The sequence below is a fragment of the Bradyrhizobium sp. SZCCHNRI3043 genome, from assembly GCF_032377735.1.
GTDB lineage: Bacteria > Pseudomonadota > Alphaproteobacteria > Rhizobiales > Xanthobacteraceae > Bradyrhizobium.
This window is the reverse complement of the sequence record NZ_JAUHID010000010.1, coordinates 144608-164985: the sequence shown is the minus strand read 5'-3', so window position 1 is coordinate 164985 and position 20378 is coordinate 144608. Positions and strand designations below refer to the sequence as shown.

Below are 20378 nucleotides of genomic sequence, written 5' to 3'. Positions count from 1 at the left end.
ATATCGTTATATATTGGCGGCAACCAAGTCCTGGGAGGACGTCGCCGCATGTACACGCAGGCGCTCAATTCGCCCGAGGAGGGCAGCTTCGCCGAGGACGCTGGACGCGCCTCGCGCTTTCAGGCCCGCATCGATGCCGAAGAGCGCATCGAGCCCAATGACTGGATGCCGTCGGCCTATCGCAAGACGCTGATCCGGCAGATCTCCCAACACGCCCATTCCGAAATCGTCGGCATGCTGCCCGAGGGCAACTGGATCACGCGCGCGCCGAGCCTGCGCCGCAAGGCGGCGTTGCTCGCCAAGGTCCAGGACGAATGCGGCCATGGGCTGTATCTCTACGCCGCAGCCGAGACGCTCGGCGCCTCGCGCGAGGAGCTGGTCGATGCGATGCTGGCCGGTAAGGCGAAGTACTCCTCGATCTTCAACTATCCCACCCTGACCTGGGCGGATATCGGTGTGATCGGCTGGCTGGTCGACGGCGCCGCGATCATGAACCAGATTCCGTTGTGCCGCTGCTCCTATGGTCCCTATGCGCGCGCGATGATCCGCGTCTGCAAGGAGGAATCGTTCCATCAGCGGCAGGGCTACGAGATCATGCTGACGCTCTGCCGCGGCACCGCCGAGCAGAAGGCGATGGCGCAGGATGCGCTGAACAGGTGGTGGTGGCCGGTGCTGATGATGTTCGGCCCGCCCGACCAGGCCAGCCAGCACAGCGACACCTCGACGAAGTGGAAGATCAAGCGCTTCTCGAATGACGAGCTGCGCCAGAAGTTCATCGATGCCACCGTGCCGCAGGCGCAGTATCTCGGTCTGACGATTCCTGATCCCGAGATGAAACAGGACGAGCAGGGCCATTGGCGGCACGGCCCGATCGACTGGAACGAGTTCAAGCAGGTGCTGGCCGGCAACGGCCCGTGCAACCGCGACCGGATGGCGGCGCGCCGCAAGGCGCATGCCGACGGCGTCTGGGTGCGCGAGGCCGCCGCGGCCTATGCAGAGAAGCGCGCGCGGCGCCAGATGGCGCAAGCGGCCGAATAGCAGGGAGATCGAAATGGCGACGCCGAACACGCCGTTGTGGGAGGTCTTCATCCGCAGCCGCAACGGGCTCGCGCACAAGCATTGCGGCTCGCTGCATGCGCCGGATGCGACCATGGCGCTGCAGGCCGCGCGCGACATCTACACCCGCCGCGGCGAGGGTCTGTCGATCTGGGTGGTGCCGTCGAGCGCGATCACCGCGTCCGATCCCGCCGACAAGGGCATGATGTTCGAGCCGGCGGAGTCGAAGATCTATCGCCACCCGACGTTCTACGAGGTGCCCGAGGAAGTCGGGCATATGTGATCGGCTGAGGATCTCAGTCGTCGTCATTGCGAGCGCAGCGAAGCAATCCAGACTGCCTGCTCGGATGAATCCCTGGATTGCTTCGCTGCGCTCGCAATGACGGAGTTCGTGGCGACCTGATCGGACCACAACCATGACCGCACCCTCGATCATCGTCTCCGAGACCCCGCTGGTGCTCTACACCTTGCGTCGCGCCGACGATGCGCTGATCCTCGGCCATCGCCTCTCCGAATGGTGCGGCCATGCGCCGATGCTGGAAGAGGACATGGCGCTGTCCAACATGGCGCTCGACCTGATCGGCCAGGCGCGCGAGCTCTATGGCTACGCCGCCAAGGTCGAGGGCTGCGACAACGACGAGGACAAGCTCGCTTATCTCCGCGACGTCAGACAGTACCGTAACCTGCTGCTGGTCGAACGCCCGAATGGTGACTTCGCGCATACGATGGTGCGCCAGCTCTTCTACGCGGCGTTCGCCGATCTCTATTGGCGGGGCATGATGGGCTCCACCGATGCGACGCTGGCGGCGATCGCGGCCAAGTCTGAGAAGGAATGCGCCTATCATCTGCGCCATGCCAGCGAATGGGTGATCCGGCTCGGTGACGGCACCGACGAAAGCCACCGCCGCGGGCAGGCTGCGATCGACGATCTCTGGGCCTATACGGGAGAGATGTTCAGTGTCGACGATGCGGAGCGCGGCCTGATCGATGCCGGCATCGCGATCGATCCGACGATGCTGCTGCCGGAATGGCTGTCGATCGTCTCGCATGTCGCGCGTGAGGCGACATTGGTGCTGCCGGAGAACGACTGGATGCAGCAGGGCGGCCGCGACGGGCGTCACAGCGAGCATCTCGGCCATCTCCTCAGCGAGCTGCAATACATGCAGCGCAGCTTCCCCGGTGCGTCGTGGTAGTCGCCGAATTGAGCCCGGCTGAGCTGCGCCAGCGTGCCTGGGAGGCGGCGGCGTCGGTGGTCGATCCGGAAATCCCGGTGCTGACGATCGACGATCTCGGCGTGCTGCGCGAGGTCGAGGTGGTCGGCGAACGGGTCGAGGTCGCGATCACGCCGACCTATTCCGGCTGCCCGGCGATGAACATGATCGCGCTCGAGATCGAGCTGGCGCTGGAGCGCGCCGGCTTCCGCGAGGCCAGCGTGCGTACTGTGCTGTCGCCGGCCTGGACCACGGACTGGATGAGCGAGGAGGGGCGACGCAAGCTGCGGGAGTACGGCATCGCGCCGCCGCAGCCGTCGAGCGGCCGGCGCGCGCTGTTCGGCGTGGCCGAGGTTGCGTGTCCGCAATGCGGATCCGCCAACACCGAGCAGCTCGCCGAATTCGGCTCGACCTCTTGCAAGGCGCTGTGGCGCTGCAGATCGTGCCGCGAGCCGTTCGATTATTTCAAGTGCCACTGATGCCACAGCCGTCATTGCGAGCGAAGCGAAGCAATCCAGGGCCACGCCCGAAGCCCTGGATTGCTTCGTCGCTTCGCGCCTCGCAATGACGGGAGGATGAACCCGATGTCGACAACGCCACGCTTCCATCGTCTCGCCGTCCGTGACCTGCGCCGGGAGGCGCCCGATGCGGTGTCGCTGACCTTTGCGATTCCGAACGAGCTTGCCGATGACTATCGCTTCGCGCCAGGGCAATACCTCACGCTCAAGACCACGCTCGGCGGCGAGGAGGTCCGGCGCTCCTATTCGATCTGCTCCGGTCCCGATGACGACGAGATCCGGATCGCCGTGAAGCGTGTCGATGGCGGCGCATTCTCCAGCTTCGTCACCGACGAATTGAGGCGCGGCGACGAGATCGACGTCATGACGCCGACCGGCCGTTTTGGCGTGGCACTGCAGCCTGAGGCCGCGCGTACTCATGTCGGCCTTGCCGCCGGCTCCGGAATCACGCCGATCCTCTCGATCGTGAAAGCCGTGCTGGCGCGGGAGCCGCGCAGCCGCTTCTTCCTGTTCTACGGCAACCGCACCACCGCAGGCATGCTGTTCCGCGAACAGCTCGAGGAGCTGAAGGATCGCTTCCTCGACCGCTTCTCGGTGTTCCACGTCATCTCCGGCGAGGAGCAGGACCTGCCGATCCTGCACGGCCGCCTCGACGGCGAGAAGGTGCGCGTGCTCCTGCGTTCGCTGGTGCCGGCCGAGAGCATCGATCATGTCTTCATCTGCGGCCCCACCGGCATGAGCGAGGACATCGCGGCCACCTGCCGCGCGCTCGGCATCGCTGACGAGCGCGTCCATGTCGAGCGCTTCGTCTCGGGCGCCGGCGGCAAGCCGCGGCCGAAAGCTGTCGTGCCTGATACGGCGCCCCCCAAGGCGATCGCCGCGCTGATCATCGACGGCAAGCGCCGCGAGGTCCCGGTCGCCGACGGCGAGGCCATTCTCGACGCCGCGCTTCGCGCCGGTGTGGACTTGCCCTTCGCCTGCAAGGGCGGCATGTGCTCGACCTGCCGCGCCAAGCTGGTGGAGGGGAGAGCGGAGATGGAGCTGAACTACTCGCTGGAGCCATGGGAGCTGCAGGCTGGCTTTGTGCTCACGTGTCAGGCCAGGCCGGTGACGGAGCGCGTGGTGGTGGACTACGATCATGTGTGAGGTAGTGGCCGCGAAATTTCGACCGCTGATCGAGGCTGATGTGAGCACGCTCGCTCGGCTCGCTCGCTGCACCTCGCCCCGCAGGCGGGGCGAGGTCGGATTGCATCGTTAGATGCAATCCGGGTGAGGGGGACTCTCCGCGAGTTCGGTGCGTGGAGAGTCTCCCTCACCCCAACCCTCTCCCCGCAGGCGTGGCGAGGGAGCTCACTGTCATCGGCGCTCAATCTCGATTTCATCTCTGAACGGCTACCCCACCGGCCGCTTGTCCTTGATCCGTTTCGCCTTGCCGGCCGAGCGTTCCAGCGTGTCGGGCGGGACGACCTTCACCTTTGCCGTGAGGCCGATGGTGTTCTTGATGTGGATGGAGATGCGCTCGGCGTGCGCGCCGAGGCCGGTCTCGTCCCAATGCTCCGGTCGCGACTCCGCGTAGATCGTCAGCTCGTCCATGCGGCCCTCGCGCGTCAGCTCCAGCATGAAATGGCCGCCGCACCATTCGGTCGACAGCAGGATCTCCTCGATCTGTGACGGGAACAGGTTGACGCCGCGCAGGATGATCATGTCATCGGAGCGGCCCGTGACCTTCTCCATCCGTCGCATGCCCGGCCGCGCGGTGCCCGGCAGCAGCCGGGTCAGATCGCGGGTGCGATAGCGGATGACGGGGAAGGCCTCCTTGGTCAACGAGGTGAACACCAGTTCGCCCATCTCGCCGTCGGGCAGCACCTTGCCGGTGTCGGGATCGACGATCTCCGGATAGAAGTGATCCTCCCAGATGTGCAGTCCGTCCTTGGTTTCCAGGCATTCCTGCGCCACGCCAGGGCCGATCACCTCGGACAGGCCGTAGATGTCGGTGGCATCCATCGCAAATGCGTCCTCGATCTCGGCGCGCATTGCATTGGTCCATGGCTCGGCGCCGAAGATGCCGATCCTGAGCGAACTCTGCCGCGGATCGAGGCCCTGACGCTTGAACTCGTCGAGGATTGCCAGCATGTAGCTTGGCGTCACGGTGATGATGTCAGGGCGGAAATCATTGATCAGCTGCACCTGCCGCTCGGTCATGCCGCCGGAGATCGGCACCACCGTGCAGCCGAGCTGCTCGGCGCCGTAGTGGACGCCGAGGCCGCCGGTGAACAGGCCGTAGCCATAGGCGTTGTGGATGATCATGCCGCTGCGGCCGCCGGCGGCGCGGATCGAGCGTGCCATCACGGCCGACCAGGTCGCGATGTCGTTGCGGGTATAGCCGACCACGACCGGCTTGCCGGTCGTGCCCGAGGAGGCGTGCACCCGTACCAGTTGCTCGCGCGGCACGGCGAACATGTTGAACGGGTAATTGTCGCGCAGGTCGGTCTTCACCGTGAACGGAAACTTGCCCAGATCGGCAAGCTCGCGGAAATCCGACGGATGCACGCCGGCCTTGTCGAAAGCCTGGCGGTAATGGGTGACGTTGTCGTAGGCGTGCTTGAGCGACCAGGCGAGCCGGCGGGTCTGCAGCGCCATGATCTCGTCGCGCGAGGCCCGCTCGGTGTCGTCCATCTCGGGAACGTAGCTGCCGGTCGATTGAAGCTTGGTCGATGTCATGGTCAGGTCCTCCGGCGGGGGCGCGGGGCGATAGGGAAGCGGATCAGCTCGCGGCGGCCGGGACCAGCGTGCCGCCGATGCTGCGCGAATGGCCGCGGAATTCGGCGATCACCGTGTCGCCTGCCGTAACGCGGACATCATAGATGCCGGAGCGCCCGCTGCGCGACACCTCGTGCGCGCGGGCAAGCAGAACGTCGCCGAGCTTGCCGGGGCGGATGAAGCTGATGCTGCCCTGTGCGGCCACGGTGCGGTCGTTGTGCGAGTTGCAGGCGAATGCGAAGGCGGAATCGGCCAGCGTGAAGATGAAGCCGCCATGGGCGATGCCATGGCCGTTGACCATGTGAGGCTGCACTTTCATCTGCAGGGTGGCGCGTCCGGGGCCGATCTCGACGATGTGCATGCCGAGCCCCTGGCTGGCGCGATCATCCTGCCACATCGCGTCGGCGCAGGCGCGGGCGAGAGCGTCGGGGGAAAGTGTCGCCACGCCGCTCACTGTGCGGCCTCCATGCATGCGCAATGCGTCGGCCACCCCTGAGGATGCGTTTCTGAAATCACGGCGTTCTCTCCCGTCGGTGCTTGTTGGAACAAGCATTCTCATCTAGTTAGGTGCGACATCGTGGCAAATATTCTGCGCGCGTCAAGCGAAAGCGCTGCCCGCGCAACGCGCGTGTTGTCCGCAACCGGAAGGATTCCTGAACGTGCCCGAAGCCGCCAATCTGGCCGTGATGGCCGGTCTCATGATCGGCCTGATCTATGGCGTGGTCGGGCTGCTCAGCGGCTTCTGCATGATGAGCAGCCTGCGCGGCTGGTGGGCCGACGGCGACCGCCGGCTGGTGCGAACTTACGTCCTGGCGATGGGCATCGCCATCGTCGCCACACAGCTGCTCGCGGCCAACGGGGCCGTCGATCTCGGCAAGTCGATCTATCTGCAGCCGACCTTCTCGGTGCCGCTGATGCTCTTGGGCGGTGTCCTGTTCGGCTACGGCATGGTGCTCGCCAACGGTTGCGGCTCGCGCGCGCTGGTGCTGCTCGGCCGCGGCAATTTGCGCTCCTTCGTCGTGGTGACGGTGCTGGCGATCGCAGCGGAGATGACGTTGAAGGGCCTGATCGCGCCGTTGCGCATCGCGCTGATGCAGGCCTCGCAGACCACGGCCGCGGCGACATCGCTTCCTGCGCTGCTGTCGGCCGGCGGCCTGCACGGTGCGCCAGCGCGCCTCTTGCCGGCGCTCGCGCTCGGCAGCGTGTTGATCGTGTTCGCCTTCGCGCATGCGCCGTTCCGGCGCGCACCGGGGCAGATGCTCGCCGGTCTCGTCGTCGGCCTGCTGGTCGCGGCCGGATGGTTTGCGACCGGCTATCTCGGCGCCGATGAGTTCAATCCGGTGCCGGTGGGCTCGCTCACCTTCGTCGCGCCGATCGCCGACGGCCTGCAATATGTGATGCTGTCGACCGGCTCGACGGTGAACTTCGGCATTGCAACGGTCGCTGGCGTGCTGGCGGGGAGTCTCGTGACGGCGCTGGTCACGCGCCGCTTCAAGCTCGAAGGTTTTCACTCGCCGAATCACATGCTGCGCTCGGTTGGCGGCGCCGCGCTGATGGGCATCGGCGGCGTGATGGCGCTGGGCTGCTCGGTCGGGCAGGGGCTCACGGGACTCTCCACTTTGGCGCTGCCATCGTTCGTTGCCATCACCGGCATTTTCATCGGCACGGCCGCAGGCCTGCGCGGCGCCTTGCGCGTGCGGCCGCTGAAGATGGAGCCGGAAGCGGCGCGTTAGCTCAGTCCGTCGCACGCGTGACGATGCGGATCTCCGACGTCAGCGTCCGGTGCACCGGGCACTTGTCGGCGATCTCCATCAGCTTCCTGCGCTGCTCCTCATCGAGCGCGCCGTCCATGTGGATCTCGCGCTCGAGCTGATCGATCAGCCCGACCTTGGTCTCGCACGCCGCGCAGTCCTCCGCATGGATCTTGTTGTGACGCAGGGTCACGGTGATCAGGTCGAGCGGCAGCAATTTGCGATCGGCATAGAGCCGCATCGTCATCGAGGTGCAGGCGCCGAGCGCCGCGAGCAGAAGGTCGTAGGGGCCCGGGCCGGTGTCCTGGCCGCCGACGGAGAGCGGCTCGTCTGCGGTGAGATGGTGGGGCCCGAGCGCGATGCTCTGCTGCAGCTTGCTCGCCCGCGTCTCGCGCACGACGACGTCGCGCGGGCCATCGGTGGCCGCCGGCTCGACCGGCGCCGGTGCGACGTAGCGGCCGGCCCAGCTCGCGATCACCTCGGCGATATAGGCGGCATCTAGCTTGCTGCTGATGAGATGATCGGCGTGATCGAGCGAGATGAAGCTCTTCGGATGCTTGGCAGCGACGAAAATGTGGGTCGCGTTGTCGATGCCGACGGTCTCGTCGACAGGCGAGTGCATCACCAGCAGCGCCTTGTGCAGATGCTTGACCTTGTCCAGCAGGCGCTGCTCGGCGATGTCGTCGAGGAAGGAGCTGCTGATCCGGAACGGGCGCCCCGCGAGCGAGACCTCGGCCGAGCCGTCGCGGCGGATCGCCTCGAGGCTGTCCTTGAACATGTTGGTGACATGGCCCGGATCCGAAGGCGCGGCGATCGTCACGACGGCTTTGGCATCGGGAATGTCGCCGGCGGCCGCCAGCACGGCGGCGCCGCCGAGGCTGTGGCCGATCAGGATCGCCGGCGCCTGTCGGGTCTCGCGCAGATGATTGGCGGCGCGGACAAGATCGGCGACGTTGGAGGAGAATGTCGTGTTGGCGAAGTCGCCTTCGCTGGAGCCGAGGCCGGTGAAGTCGAACCGCAGCACGGCGATGCCATGCGCCGTCAGCGCCATGGCGATGCGCCGCGCCGCATGCGTGTCCTTGCCGCAGGAGAAGCAATGCGCGAATAGCGCGTAAGCGCGCGGCGAACCGTTGGGCAGGTCGAGCGCAGCGGCAAGCTGCTCGCCGCTTGCGCCTTCAAACTGGAAACGTTCGGTCGGCATATCGTGCCCCATTCGTCGCGTCTTCACTACCGCTCGAGGCGATGACACCACATCGTCTCACATCGTCATACAACAGATAAGGCCATACCAGCAGACATGATGGCGCATTCTCGCGGCCTGTACGGCCCGAGCTTTGCGGCTATTCGCCCTCTGCAATCGAGAGGGCGCAGGGAAGGTCGGGAGCCTGCCGCCCCCATGGCCCGCCTGCGGAAAAAAATGCAGGCGGCAGAACCACAGGTATGGCTGAGGACATCCCGGCCTTCCCTGCGCAATGGTTGGAACGGCTTATACGTGCTCTCTCCGGGGAACGGCTGTCTTGCCCCCGTCATCGCGACGCGCGTCATCCGCACCGCGACTTGACGCCAGCACCGCGGCGCCGAGACCACACGATTTCGCCGTGCGTACCGGATCGTTCGTCCGCATGGAGGACCACGCTGCGACCCGTTGCGCCCACCGCATCCCGCGCTCCACGTCCGTGACGATCGCGATACGCCCCTCTGCAACGAGGCGGGACGGCGGTGAGTAAATCACGATTTTCAGAAATATGCAAGGGGCATATTTTGTGGAAACGAGGTGGGACGAGGGATCACATCATTGACGCCATCACCGTTCGGTCCGCCCCGGGGCTATCGCATTTGACGATCGTAGTTTTGCGCTCGCCTGCCTCAAGGTCGTCATGGCCGGGCTTGTCCCGGCCATCCACGCCGTTCGGCATGCTGGGAACGACGTGGATGCCCGGGACGAGCCCGGGCATGACGGAGTAACTAACTGGCGTACTTGTTCGTCGCGACGTATCTCCATATGCAGTCGGACTCCGGTCAGCCTAGGCAAGCGATCGATCTCAAGACCAGGCCATGATCACTCTCGCGGCGGCAGAAGCTCGATCTCCTGTTCGCCGTGCCGGATCGCTGTCGGCAGGTCTTGCGCGACGAGGTCGGAAATCCATTGGACGAGCGCGGGCAGGGCTTCGTCCTTCGCGCGCCGACGAAGTCCAGGCAAGTCCCGCTCGTGCGCGGTGCCGACTTTGATGTTGAGACGCTCATAAGGAATGTCGCCGTCCGGCGGCCGATATCGCGCATCGAACAGACGCCTGCCGTGGCTGCGAACGAGGTGGATGCGAATGCCGCCGAGATCTCTTGCGGTCAGTGCGGCGAGGATGACGCTCGGCTTGAGAAGATACCCGTAGCCCTTGGGGATCTTGCCGGTTTCTGAGGTGAACTCCATGCGATATCTCTGGCAGGTTCGGAAACTGAGCCCGTAGGGTGGGCAAAGCGGAGCGTGCCCACTATTCTTTTCTTTTCAGCTTCTTTTCAGCTTCATTTTCAGCGGCGACGGCGGTGGGCACGACGCTTCGCGTCTTTGCCCACCCTACGGTCTCCGTTGGGGGGCTCGAGCGGAGCCCGTCACTCCGAATAGCGCTGCTCGGCCCAGGGATCACCGCGGTTGTGATAGCCGCGCACCTCCCAATAGCCGGGCGCGTCGTGATCGAGGAATTCGATCGCCTTCAGCCATTTCGCGCTCTTCCAGAAATACAGATGCGGCACCACGACGCGGACCGGGCCGCCATGCTCCTGGCTGAGCGGCGCGCCGGACCAACTGTGTGCGAGCAGCGCATCCTCGGCGGCGAAATCTTCCAGCGTCAAGTTGGTGGTGTAGCCGTCATTGGAATGCAGCACGACGAAATCGGCTGTGTCGCGCGGCCGGCAGGCGGCAAGCAGGTCGCGCGTCGCAAGCCCTTCCCATTGATTGTCGTAGCGCGACCAGGTCGTCACGCAATGAATGTCGGATGTGAACTGGCGCTGCTCCTGGGCGAGGAAGGCGGAGAAATCCCAGAACAGAGGATTTTCCACCGCGCCATAGACATCGAGCCGCCAGCGCTCTGATGTGACCGAGGGCGTCAGGCCGAGATCGAGCACCGGCCAGTCGCGGGTCAGATGCTGGCCCGGCGGCAGGCGCTGGTCCTCGGGCCGCACGATCCGGCCGGTCAGGAATTTGCCCTCGTGAGCCCAGCGCTCCTTGCTGCGGGTCAGCTTGCTCTCGGGCGGTAGCCCGGACTCGTCAGCCATGACGGCACCTCATCCGTGGTGGCAGCTCATTCATGGCGGTGCATCGCCGACGCATGCTTGGTGTCGCGCATGGTCGCATAGATCAGTAGCGACGTGAAGATCACGCCCGTGAGATAATAATAGAACCAGGTCTCGTGCCCAATGCTCTTGAAGTAGAGCGCGATAGCCGGTGCGGTGCCGCCGAACAGCGAGACGGTGATCGCGTAGGGCAGGCCGACACCGAGCGCACGGACATTGGTCGGAAACAGCTCGGCCTTCACCACCGCGTTGATCGAGGTGTAGCCGGCCGTGAAGATCCAGGCGCCGCAGATCAGAAGGAAAGCTGTGAACGGCTCCTTGGTGCCCTGCAGCACGGTCAGAATCGGGATCGTCGCCAGCGTGCCGGCGACGCCGAAGAAGATCAGCAGCGGCTTGCGGCCGATGCGATCGGAGATCGCGCCATAGAGCGGCTGTAGCACGCAGGCAAACAGCAGCGAGCCGAAGATCACCATCGTGGTCTGGTCCTCGGTGAGGCCGACCGACAGCTTGACGAAAGTCTGCATGTAGGTCGTGAAGGTGTAGAATGCCGCCGTGCCACCCGCGGTCAGGCCGACCACCAGCAGCAGCTCTCTCGGATATTTGAGCAGCGTGGTGATCGATCCCGACGGACTGACCGTCTTCTTTGCTTCCACGAAGGCCTCGGTTTCATGCAGGTTCCGCCGCATGACGGCGGTGAAGATGGCGAGGCCGGCGCCGATCGCAAATGGAATGCGCCAGCCCCATGCCTTGAGCTCCTCGGTTGTCAAGAACACCTTCTGCAGGAGCAGCAGCACGATGATCGCGGTGAGCTGGCCGCCGATCAGGGTGACGTATTGGAAGCTTGAATAGAAGCCGCGATGCTTGGCGTCGGCGACCTCGGACAGGTAGGTGGCGCTGGCGCCATACTCGCCGCCGAGGCTGAGGCCCTCGATGACGCGGGCGAGCGCCAGGATGATCGGCGCGGCGATGCCGATGGTGGCATAGGTCGGCGTCACCGCAATGATCAGCGAGCCGAAGCACATGCAGAGGACCGAGACGGTCAGCGACAGCCGCCGGCCATGGTGATCGGCGAGATAGCCGAACAGCCAGCCGCCGAGCGGGCGCATCAGGAAGGTCGCGGCGAACACGACCGCGGCGTTGAGCTGCTCGACGACCGGGTCCTTCGAGGGAAAGAATGCCGGCGCGAAATACAGCGCGAATGCCGTGTAGGCATAGAAATCGTACCATTCGACCAGGTTGCCGGCCGAGCCGATCAGGATCGCCTTGATGCGGCGCTCGACATCGCTGAACGTCGTGGCTTCTTCGGCAGGCTCGATCACCTGGTCAGTCATATCCGGTCTCCGGCAAGCGTGATTTGCGGCCCTTCTACGGCAGCAGCCCCGATTGCCACAGACGATAACGGACATGGGTCCCATGTTCAGCGCATGGAACTCTGCGCGCGTGTCACAAACAGTGTCGAGGCGGGGGCGCATCACGCTGCGGCCTCATCCTTCAAAACGCCGCTGTGCGGCTCCTCAGGATGGGGGGAATGACTTAGCCCTTCGGCGCGCGCGGATCGATCGGGATCGAGCCGGCAACGCCGAGGACGTCCTCCAGCGCCTTGGCGCCTGCGAGCAGCTTGGCGTCGGCGTGCGGTGCCGCGACCATTTGCAGTCCGACCGGAAGACCCGACGCCGTGAAGCCGCAGGGCAGCGACAGGGCTGGGCAGCAGGCCAGCGTGATCGCGTAGACGATGCCGAGCCATTGCACGTAGTTGTCGAACTTATGCCCGGCGCATTCGGCGACGTAGCGGTTCTCGACCGGGAAGGGCGGTACGATGGTCGCCGGCGCCAGCAGCAGGTCGTAGGTCTCGAAGAATTTCACGGCGCGCGCGGTGATCGCCACGCGCTGGGCCTCGGCGCGCGCGATCTGCGCGACCGTCAGCTTCAGCCCTTCCTCGATGTTCCAGATCACTTCCGGCTTCAACAGGTCGCGCTTGGTGCGCAACAGCTCGGCCTTGCTCATCGCGAAGTCGAGCGCGCGCAGCACGTGGAAGCATTCGTGCGCTTCGCTGAAATCGGGATGCGCCTCCTCGACGATCACGCCCAACTCGGCGAAGCGCTGCGCCGCCTTGCGCGTGACCGCCGCGACTTCCGGATCGACGGGCGTGATGCCAAGATCCGGAGAGTAGGCAACGCGAACCGGCCTCTTGCCGGAGCGCGCCGCGGCCAGGAACGACGTCGCAGGCGAGGGCAGCGAGATCGGATCGGCGGCGTGCTCGCCGCTCATCGCGTCGAGCAGCAGCGCGAGATCCTCGACGTTGCGGGCCATCGGGCCCTGGACGCCGAGATTGCGGTCGATGGCCACGGCCGGCGTATGGGCGACGCGGCCGAAGCTCGGGCGCAGGCCGACGATGCCGCAGAAGCTCGCGGGATTGCGCAGCGAGCCGCCCATGTCGGAGCCATGCGCGAGCCAGGCCATGCCGGTCGCGAGCGCGACTGCAGCGCCGCCCGAGGAGCCTGCCGCCGAGCGGGACGTGTCCCAGGGATTGAGCGTCGCGCCGAACACCTCGTTGAACGTGTTGGCGCCGGCGCCGAACTCCGGCGTGTTCGACTTGGCATAGATCACGCCGCCATTGGCTTCGAGATGCTCGACCAGGAGATCGGAGCGTTCCGGAATCCGGTCCTTGAAGATCGGCGACCCTTGCGTGGTGAGCACGCCGGCGACGTCGGTGAGGTCCTTGATCGGGACGGGCAGCCCGGCCAGCACCCCGCGCTCGGCAACCGGCTTCTGCATCAGCGCCTTGGCGTGCTCGCGGGCGCGGTCGAAGCACAGGGTCGGCAGCGCGTTGACCTTGTCGTCGACGGCTTTGATGCGCGCTTCCAGTGCGTCGAGGCAATCGAGCGGCGTGACCTCGCCGGCCTTCAACCTGTCGACGACGGCGCAGGCGGTCTCACGGATCAGTCCCTGGTCGGCCAAAGTGCAGTTCTCCTGATGGCAAGCGTCCCGGCGCCATGTTGTAGATCACGTTTCGTGTGGGGTGGAAAGGTTGCGGCGGTCAACCCCACCCTGCGCTGATGCCGCCATCGACAGTATAGATCACGCCCGAGGTGTAGCCGGCACGGTCCGAGGCCAGGAACGCCATCAGGTCGGCGATCTCCCTGACATGCGCGGGGCGGCCGAGCGGCAGGCTCTTCTGGAATTCGGTGTAGCGGCTCTCGTCGCCGAACTGATGCTTGGCGCGGGTCTTGAGCAGAGTGACGTGGCGATCGGTGCCGACCGGCCCGGGATTGATGCCGACCACACGGATGTTGTCGGCGAGGCTCTTGGAGCCGAGCGCGCGGGTGAAGGCCATCAGCGCCGCATTGCCGGCGCTGCCGCAGATGTAGTTGGCGTCGAACTTCTCGCCGGCCGCGCCGATGTCGTTGATGATGACGCCGGCCCCGCGCGCCTTCATCTGCGCATAGACCAGGCGCGTCAGATTGATGAAGCCGAACACCTTCAGGTCCCAGGCATGCCGCCAGGCCGCCTCGTCGATCTTGTCGATCGCGCCGCCCGGAATGTCGCCGGCATTGTTGACGAGGATGTCGATATCGGAAGCGGCTTCGGCCAGCCGCGCGACGTCCTCGCTCTTGCGCAGGTCCACGACATGCGCGGCCGCATCGATCTGATGCTTCGATCGCAGCTGCTCGACCAGCGCCGCGAGCCGGTCGCCACTGCGCGCTGCAAGCCTGACGTGACAGCCTTCCTCGGCGAAGGCTTCGGCGGCTGCGGCACCGATCCCCTTGGACGCGCCGGTGATGAGAACGCGCTTGCCGCGCAAATGAAGGTCCATGGACGTGCTCGCTGGGATGGGTGAGGAGATAGGATTGTCTGGCGCGTCAGCCATGCGGTCAATCTTGCACCGCAGCGTTGCGCTTGGGCGTGGTTTGGTTCATTCAGGCATTCGCCATTTCAGCCGGGCGTACCGGCGTAAACGACCAAGGATCCGCTCGATGAGCAAGAAGCCCTATCGCATCGCAGTCATTCCCGGCGACGGCATCGGCAAGGAGGTCATGCCCGAGGGCATTCGCGTGATCGAGACGGCGGCCAAGAAGCACGGCGTCGCGGTGCAGTTCGATCATTTCGACTTCTCGAGCTACGACTATTACGAGAAGCACGGCCAGATGATGCCGGACGACTGGAAGGCGCAGATCGGCGGCCATGACGCGATCTATTTCGGCGCCGTCGGCTGGCCCGCCAAGATCGCAGACCATGTGTCGCTGTGGGGCTCGCTCATCAAGTTCCGCCGCGAGTTCGATCAGTACGTCAATCTGCGTCCCGTGCGGCTGATGCCCGGCGTGCCGTCGCCGCTGGCGGGTCGCAAGCCCGGCGACATCGATTTCTGGGTGGTGCGCGAGAACACCGAAGGCGAATATTCGTCGGTCGGCGGCCGCATGTTCCCGGACACCGATCGCGAGTTCGTCACCCAGCAGACGGTGATGACGCGGGTCGGCGTCGACCGCATCCTCAAGTTCGCCTTCGAGCTGGCGCAGTCGCGGCCGAAGAAGCACCTGACCTCGGCCACGAAGTCCAACGGCATCTCGATCACGATGCCGTATTGGGACGAGCGCGTGGAAGCGATGGCGAAGAACTATCCGGGCGTGAAGTGGGACAAGTACCACATCGACATTCTCACCGCGAATTTCGTGCTGCACCCGGACTGGTTCGACGTCGTCGTCGGCTCCAATCTGTTCGGCGACATCCTGTCCGATCTGGGACCTGCCTGCACCGGCACGATCGGCATCGCGCCGTCGGGCAACATCAATCCCGAGCGCAATTTCCCGTCGGTGTTCGAGCCGGTGCACGGCTCGGCGCCCGATATCGCAGGGCAGGGGATTGCCAACCCGATCGGCATGATCTGGTCGGGCGCGATGATGCTGGAGCATCTGGGAGAGAAGACTGCAGCGCAGTCGATCGTCGGCGCGATCGAGCGGACGCTGGCCGAGCGGACGCTGCGCACGCGGGATCTGGGCGGCAACGCCGATACGGTGGCGTGCGGCAAGGCCGTCGCGGACATGGTGGACTAGTCGCCGCTATTTGCTCGATGTCGCCCCGGCGAACGCCGGGGCCCATAACCACCGGCCGTCGTTGTAGCCGCCGATATCTGCCACCGCGCGCCACTGATAAATCACGCGGTATGGGTCCCGGCGTTCGCCGGGACGACGGTGGGGGGGCGGCAGCTCGATCAACATCGTCATTGCGAGGAGCGTAGCGACGAAGCAATCCAGGGCCGTCGCGGGGACTCTGGATTGCTTCGCTTCGCTCGCAATGACGAAGGAGAGAGCCGTAGGGTGGGCAAAGGCGCGGCTCTGCTGCATCCCCGCATGAGATCGCGGTGGCGCCGTGCCCACCGTCTTGCCGCGTACGCGCTGATCGACGGTGGGCACGCTGCCGCCTAGCGGCGGCCGCTTTGCCCACCCTACGCGTCAACAACTACTTCTTCGCCACCCTGCGGCAGTGCTCCCAAGCGGCGTGGATCAGGTTCTCGCTGGCTTCCGGCGTGCGGAACGCCGAATGCGCCGACAGCGTCACGTTGGGGATGGTGGTCAGTACGTGACCGGCGGGCAGCGGCTCGGTGTTGAAGACGTCGAGGCCGGCGTGGCGGATGTGGCCGGAGCGCAGGGCGTCGATCATCGCTGCTTCGTCGACGATGGCCGCGCGGGCGGTGTTCACGAAGATCACGCCCGGCCGCATCTGCGCGATGCGGTCGCGGGACAGGAAGCCGCGGGTCTCGTCGTTGAGCAGGAGATGCAGCGAGGCGACGTGGCTCTCCTTGAGCAGCATGTCGAGATCGACGAACTCCACGCCCGGATGACTCTTCGGCGAGCGGTTCCAGGCTATCACCTTCATGCCGCTGCCGGACGCGATGCGCGCGACTTCCGCGGCGATGCCGCCGAAGCCGATCAGGCCGAGGGTCTTGCCGGTCAACTGCATGCCGTCGTCGCGCAGCCAGTTGCCGGCGCGCATCTCGCGGTCCATCTGCGCGATGCCGCGGGCCGAGGCCCACATCAGCGCGATCGCTGCTTCTGCCACCGCCGTATCGCCATAGCCCTTGATCAGGTGCACGGTGATGCCGAGATCGGCCAGCTCCTCCGGATTCATGTAGCTGCGTGCGCCGGTGCCGAGGAACACGACGTGCTTGAGGCCCTTGCATTGCATGGCGACATCGGTGGGCAGGGTGGTGTGATCGACCACGCCGATCTCGGCGCCATCGAGAATGGCGGGCCAGTCGTCCGGCTTGATGTCCGGATCGAGATGCACGCGCATCTCGGGATCGCCCGATTTGCGCTGCCGCTCGAAGATCTCGGCAAGCGACTCGTTGGCGTCGATGAAAACTCCGCGCACGTGATGGTCTCCTTTCGGGATGTGCCGAGCAGTCGCGCCGACGAAGCTGTGCTCCCTCCCCCTTGTGGGGGAGGGTTGGGGAGGGGGAGCCCCGGGCGACACCGCCGTTGTGGACCCCCACCCCCGACCCCTCCCCGCAAGGGGGAGGGGAGCTCAGTGTGCCTGCGCGACTTAGATCGGAGAATGATAACTTAAAGTAGGAGCGAGTGAGAGCAATCAGCCCGTCACGACGCCACGCCCGCCAGCGACAGCACGGTGTGCAGCAGCACGTTGGCGCCGGCGGCGCAGTCGGATTGCGTGGCATCCTCGAGCTCGTTGTGGCTGATGCCATCCTTGCAGGGCACGAACACCATCGCGGCCGGCATGATCGTGTTGAGATTGCAGGCGTCATGGCCCGCTCCCGACGTGATGCGCCGGTGCGAATAGCCGAGCGTGCCGGCAGCGCGCTCGACGGCATCGACCAGCTTGGGATCGAAGTGCGTCGGCGGCTTGCGCCAGACCTGGTCGATCGCGATCTCGACTTTGCGCTTCTTGGAAATCTCGCTCGCCGCCGCACGCAGGCTGGTATCGAGCGCGTCCAGCGTCTCGGCGTCGGCGCTGCGGCAGTCGATGGTGAAGGCGATCTCGCCGGGGATCACGTTGCGCGAGGGATTGGCGATCACGGCCTCGCCGATGGTGGCGACCGCGTTCGGTCCGAGCTTGAGCGCGATCTGCTCCAGGGTGAGCGCGAACTCCGACAGCGCCAGCAGCGCGTCGCGGCGCAGCGGCATCGGCGTCGAGCCGGCATGGCTCTCGAAGCCCGTGACCTTGCCGTCGTACCAGAACACGCCCTGGCCGTGGTCGACCACGCCGATGGTCTTGTTCTCGGCCTCCAGGATCGGACCCTGCTCGATGTGCAGCTCGACGAAGCCTGAGAATTTCTGCGTGCCGACCTTGGTCTCGCCGCGATAGCCGATCTCGTCCAGCGCCGCGCCCACGGTCATGCCTGCGGCATCTGTCCGCGACAAAATGTCCTCGACCGTGAAGTCGCCGACATAGGCGGCCGACGCCATCATCGCCGGCGCGAAGCGCGAGCCTTCCTCGTTGGTCCAGTTGACGATGCAGAGCGGCGCGTCGGTCTCGATGCCGGCGTCGTTGAGCGTGCGGATCACCTCCAGCGCGCCGAGCGTGCCGAGAATGCCGTCGAACTTGCCGCCCGTCGGCTGGGTGTCGAGATGCGAGCCGAGCCCGACCGGCGGCTTCGACATGTCGCGGCCCTTGCGAAGTGCGAACATCGAGCCGAGCGTGTCGACGTGCACGTCGAGCCCGGCATCCTCGCAGGCTTTGCGGAACCAGTCGCGGACCTGCTTGTCCTCCTGGCTCAAGGTCAGCCGCCGCACGCCGCCCTTCGGCGTCGCGCCAAACCTGGCGGTCTCGTGAATGCTGTCCCAGAGGCGGGCGGAATCGATCTGCAGATTGGTGACGGCGCGGCTCATGCTTGAAATCCCTGTACTCCGGCATCCTGTCCATCGCGCGCCGCGACGATGGCGTCAACCGATGCCGCCGGATGGCTGGCCGTCTGCGCCGTCCTGGCTGCGAGCTCGGCGACGCGCTCGATCGCGACCATCTCGGGCGATGACAGCCAGCTCGCCGTGAAGGTCAGCGGCGGAATCCGCAAATCCGTTTTCAACTCCTGCAGGCGTCCGCGCTCGATCTCGTTGGCGACGATCGCCGCGGGAATGACGGCGACGCCGAGGCCCTCGACGGCCATGTGGATCACGGTCGCCAGCGAGGCGCTGGCGTGCAGACGCATCGGCGGCAGATGCGGGCGATTGAAGAGCGAGCGCACATTGTCGTAGGGCTGGGTGTTGCGCGGGAAGGTAATGATTGGAAACCGTGCCATCTGCTCCGCCGTGATCAGGCCTTTGCCGAAACCCAAAGAGGGGCTGGCGAGGAAGCTGATCGGATAGTCGCACAGCACGCGGCTGCGGATGCCGGACTCGGAGGGCGCGCCGAGCGCGAAGGCGAGCTCGATCTCCTGCGCCAGCAGCCGCGCATGCAGGTTCGGCGTGACGTCGACCTCGATCTCCAGCGAGAGGTTCGGATAGCTCTCGTTGACGCTCTTGATCAGCCGCGGCAGCCAGTCGTGCACGATGGTCTCGGCGACACCCAGCCGGAGCACGCCGCGCATCGCGGAGCGGTCGCCGACCTCGGCCAGCATCTCCGCGCGCAGGCCGATCAGCTTCTCGGCATACACCAGCATCTGCCGTCCGCTCGCGGTCGGCGACGCCACGCGGTGGTCGCGGTTGAGCAGCTTGACGCCGAGCTCGCGCTCGAGCTGGGCGATCCGCTGGGAAATGGCCGGCTGAGTGGTGTTCAGGCGCTGCGCCGCGCCGCGAAAGCTGCCAAGCTTCACCACCCAGAGGAAGGTCTCGATGGAACGGAAATCCAACATCGCGCCCCGCTCGGATCAATTTGTCTTATCGATCTCGATTAAAAACGAAGATTAGACTTTATAGCATGGCTGATGTTCAGTGAGTTTGTCGAGATATTAGGCAAGTGGCACAAATGACTGTTTCTGCGGCACTGCAGCAATCAGCGGGTGGGACTGAACTTCTCCCGAGCCATCAAGCCCGCCTGGATTATCGCACCGGCAGGGGCTGGAGCACGGCGGGGGTCGCAAACGGCTTCGTCCAGGGCAATCTGGCGATTATCCCCGAGACGTACGCTGGCGCCTTCCATCGCTTCTGCCAGCTCAATCCAAAACCGTGTCCGATCATCGGCATGTCCGAACCGGGCAATCCTTTCATTCCGGCGCTCGGCGCCGACCTCGACATCCGCACCGATGTGCCGCGCTATCGCGTCTGGCGCGATGGCGAGATGGTCGAGGAGCCGACCGATCTGCTTGCGCACTGGCGCGACGACCTCGTCACCTTCGTGCTCGGCTGCTCGTTCTCGTTCGAGGAGGCGCTGATGGCGGACGGTCTGCCGATCCGCCACATCGAGCAGGGCTGTCGCGTGCCGATGTACCGCACCAACATCGCCTGCACGCCGTCGGGGCCGTTCGCGGGGCCGATGGTGGTGTCGATGCGCCCGTTCAAGCCGGCGCAGGCGATCCGCGCAGTGCAGATCACGACGCGCTTTCCCGCGGTGCACGGCGCGCCGGTGCATCTCGGTCATCCTGAGCAGATCGGCATCGCTGATCTCAACAAGCCGGACTACGGCGATCCGGTGCCCGTCGCCGCGGACGAAATCCCTGTGTTCTGGGCCTGCGGCGTCACACCGCAGGCGGTCATCGCCGCGGCCAAGCTGCCCTTCGCGATCACCCACGCGCCGGGCCTGATGCTGATCACCGATCTCAGGAACAAGGATCTCGCCGTCCTCTAATCAGCCAGCTTGTGCTGCTTTTTGAGCCTTTACCACCGACGTCAACCGCTTCATCGATGCGCTTT

20 protein-coding genes are annotated in these 20378 nt (G+C 65.5%); 8 read left to right on the top strand and 12 right to left on the bottom strand.

The window, feature by feature from the left end; translation table 11 throughout:
• Window positions 1-48: 48 nt before the first annotated feature.
• The 5 genes from paaA (at window position 49) to paaE (ending at window position 3931) form a co-directional block, all read left to right on the top strand.
• Complete coding sequence (gene paaA / locus QX124_RS20700; RefSeq protein WP_315737208.1) at window positions 49-1038, top strand: 1,2-phenylacetyl-CoA epoxidase subunit PaaA; 990 nt, start codon at window positions 49-51, stop codon at window positions 1036-1038.
• A 13-nt stretch (window positions 1039-1051) separates the two neighbouring features.
• Window positions 1052-1339 carry a 1,2-phenylacetyl-CoA epoxidase subunit PaaB gene (paaB, locus tag QX124_RS20695; RefSeq protein WP_315737209.1) on the top strand — a complete coding sequence of 96 codons (288 nt, stop codon included), beginning with the start codon at window positions 1052-1054 and terminating at the stop codon, window positions 1337-1339.
• Window positions 1340-1472: 133 nt separating this feature from the next.
• Window positions 1473-2249, top strand: a complete 777-nt coding sequence (gene paaC / locus QX124_RS20690) for a 1,2-phenylacetyl-CoA epoxidase subunit PaaC (protein WP_315737210.1) — start codon at window positions 1473-1475, stop codon at window positions 2247-2249.
• Entirely contained in the window at window positions 2243-2746 is a 504-nt protein-coding gene (gene paaD / locus QX124_RS20685) for a 1,2-phenylacetyl-CoA epoxidase subunit PaaD (RefSeq protein WP_315737211.1), read from the top strand. The genes paaC and paaD overlap by 7 nt, the downstream gene beginning before the upstream one ends.
• A gap of 105 nt (window positions 2747-2851) precedes the next feature.
• Complete coding sequence (gene paaE, locus QX124_RS20680) at window positions 2852-3931, top strand: 1,2-phenylacetyl-CoA epoxidase subunit PaaE (protein WP_315737212.1); 1080 nt, start codon at window positions 2852-2854, stop codon at window positions 3929-3931.
• Between the two features lie 246 nt (window positions 3932-4177).
• Here the strand turns inward: paaE and paaK are convergent, their stop codons facing one another.
• Together paaK and paaI are read right to left on the bottom strand one after the other, a co-directional pair.
• Complete coding sequence (paaK, locus tag QX124_RS20675; RefSeq protein ID WP_315798120.1) at window positions 4178-5506, bottom strand: phenylacetate--CoA ligase PaaK; 1329 nt, start codon at window positions 5504-5506, stop codon at window positions 4178-4180.
• Between the two features lie 43 nt (window positions 5507-5549).
• A complete protein-coding gene (gene paaI / locus QX124_RS20670; RefSeq protein WP_409997725.1) occupies window positions 5550-6017 on the bottom strand; it encodes a hydroxyphenylacetyl-CoA thioesterase PaaI in 468 nt (155 codons plus the stop codon).
• Between the two features lie 214 nt (window positions 6018-6231).
• Between paaI and QX124_RS20665 the strand changes: the two genes are divergently transcribed.
• Window positions 6232-7278 (top strand): YeeE/YedE family protein, encoded by a 1047-nt coding sequence (locus tag QX124_RS20665; RefSeq protein ID WP_315798139.1) that lies wholly within the window; start codon window positions 6232-6234, stop codon window positions 7276-7278.
• A 1-nt stretch (window position 7279) separates the two neighbouring features.
• Here QX124_RS20665 and QX124_RS20660 read toward each other — a convergent pair whose 3' ends face one another.
• From QX124_RS20660 to QX124_RS20635, 6 genes are all read right to left on the bottom strand, one after another.
• Entirely contained in the window at window positions 7280-8497 is a 1218-nt protein-coding gene (locus tag QX124_RS20660; protein WP_315798118.1) for a bifunctional alpha/beta hydrolase/OsmC family protein, read from the bottom strand.
• A gap of 858 nt (window positions 8498-9355) precedes the next feature.
• Window positions 9356-9721: a hypothetical protein gene (locus QX124_RS20655; RefSeq protein WP_315779585.1), complete on the bottom strand. Its 366-nt coding sequence runs from the start codon at window positions 9719-9721 to the stop codon at window positions 9356-9358.
• Between the two features lie 179 nt (window positions 9722-9900).
• Entirely contained in the window at window positions 9901-10563 is a 663-nt protein-coding gene (locus tag QX124_RS20650) for a sulfite oxidase-like oxidoreductase (protein ID WP_315798117.1), read from the bottom strand.
• Between the two features lie 26 nt (window positions 10564-10589).
• A complete protein-coding gene (locus tag QX124_RS20645; protein ID WP_315737218.1) occupies window positions 10590-11912 on the bottom strand; it encodes an MFS transporter in 1323 nt (440 codons plus the stop codon).
• Window positions 11913-12114: 202 nt separating this feature from the next.
• Window positions 12115-13539, bottom strand: a complete 1425-nt coding sequence (locus tag QX124_RS20640) for an amidase (RefSeq protein ID WP_315798116.1) — start codon at window positions 13537-13539, stop codon at window positions 12115-12117.
• 79 nt (window positions 13540-13618) lie between these two features.
• On the bottom strand, window positions 13619-14395 hold the full coding sequence (locus QX124_RS20635; protein WP_315798115.1) for an SDR family oxidoreductase: 777 nt from the start codon (window positions 14393-14395) through the stop codon (window positions 13619-13621).
• A 160-nt stretch (window positions 14396-14555) separates the two neighbouring features.
• Between QX124_RS20635 and QX124_RS20630 the strand changes: the two genes are divergently transcribed.
• Complete coding sequence (locus QX124_RS20630) at window positions 14556-15629, top strand: tartrate dehydrogenase (RefSeq protein WP_315798114.1); 1074 nt, start codon at window positions 14556-14558, stop codon at window positions 15627-15629.
• Between the two features lie 6 nt (window positions 15630-15635).
• On the opposite strand, the gene QX124_RS20625 is transcribed toward QX124_RS20630, so the two are convergent.
• From QX124_RS20625 to QX124_RS20610, 4 genes are all read right to left on the bottom strand, one after another.
• On the bottom strand, window positions 15636-15989 hold the full coding sequence (locus QX124_RS20625; RefSeq protein WP_315779591.1) for a hypothetical protein: 354 nt from the start codon (window positions 15987-15989) through the stop codon (window positions 15636-15638).
• Window positions 15990-16035: 46 nt separating this feature from the next.
• Window positions 16036-16947 (bottom strand): NAD(P)-dependent oxidoreductase, encoded by a 912-nt coding sequence (locus tag QX124_RS20620; protein WP_315798113.1) that lies wholly within the window; start codon window positions 16945-16947, stop codon window positions 16036-16038.
• Window positions 16948-17171: 224 nt separating this feature from the next.
• Complete coding sequence (locus QX124_RS20615) at window positions 17172-18422, bottom strand: Zn-dependent hydrolase (protein WP_315798112.1); 1251 nt, start codon at window positions 18420-18422, stop codon at window positions 17172-17174.
• Entirely contained in the window at window positions 18419-19381 is a 963-nt protein-coding gene (locus QX124_RS20610; protein WP_315776439.1) for a LysR family transcriptional regulator, read from the bottom strand. The genes QX124_RS20615 and QX124_RS20610 overlap by 4 nt, the downstream gene beginning before the upstream one ends.
• A gap of 113 nt (window positions 19382-19494) precedes the next feature.
• Between QX124_RS20610 and QX124_RS20605 the strand changes: the two genes are divergently transcribed.
• The gene (locus QX124_RS20605; protein WP_315798111.1) at window positions 19495-20313 is read left to right on the top strand and encodes a putative hydro-lyase; all 819 of its coding nucleotides are present in this window, start codon (window positions 19495-19497) and stop codon (window positions 20311-20313) included.
• The last annotated feature ends 65 nt before the right edge of the window (window positions 20314-20378 follow it).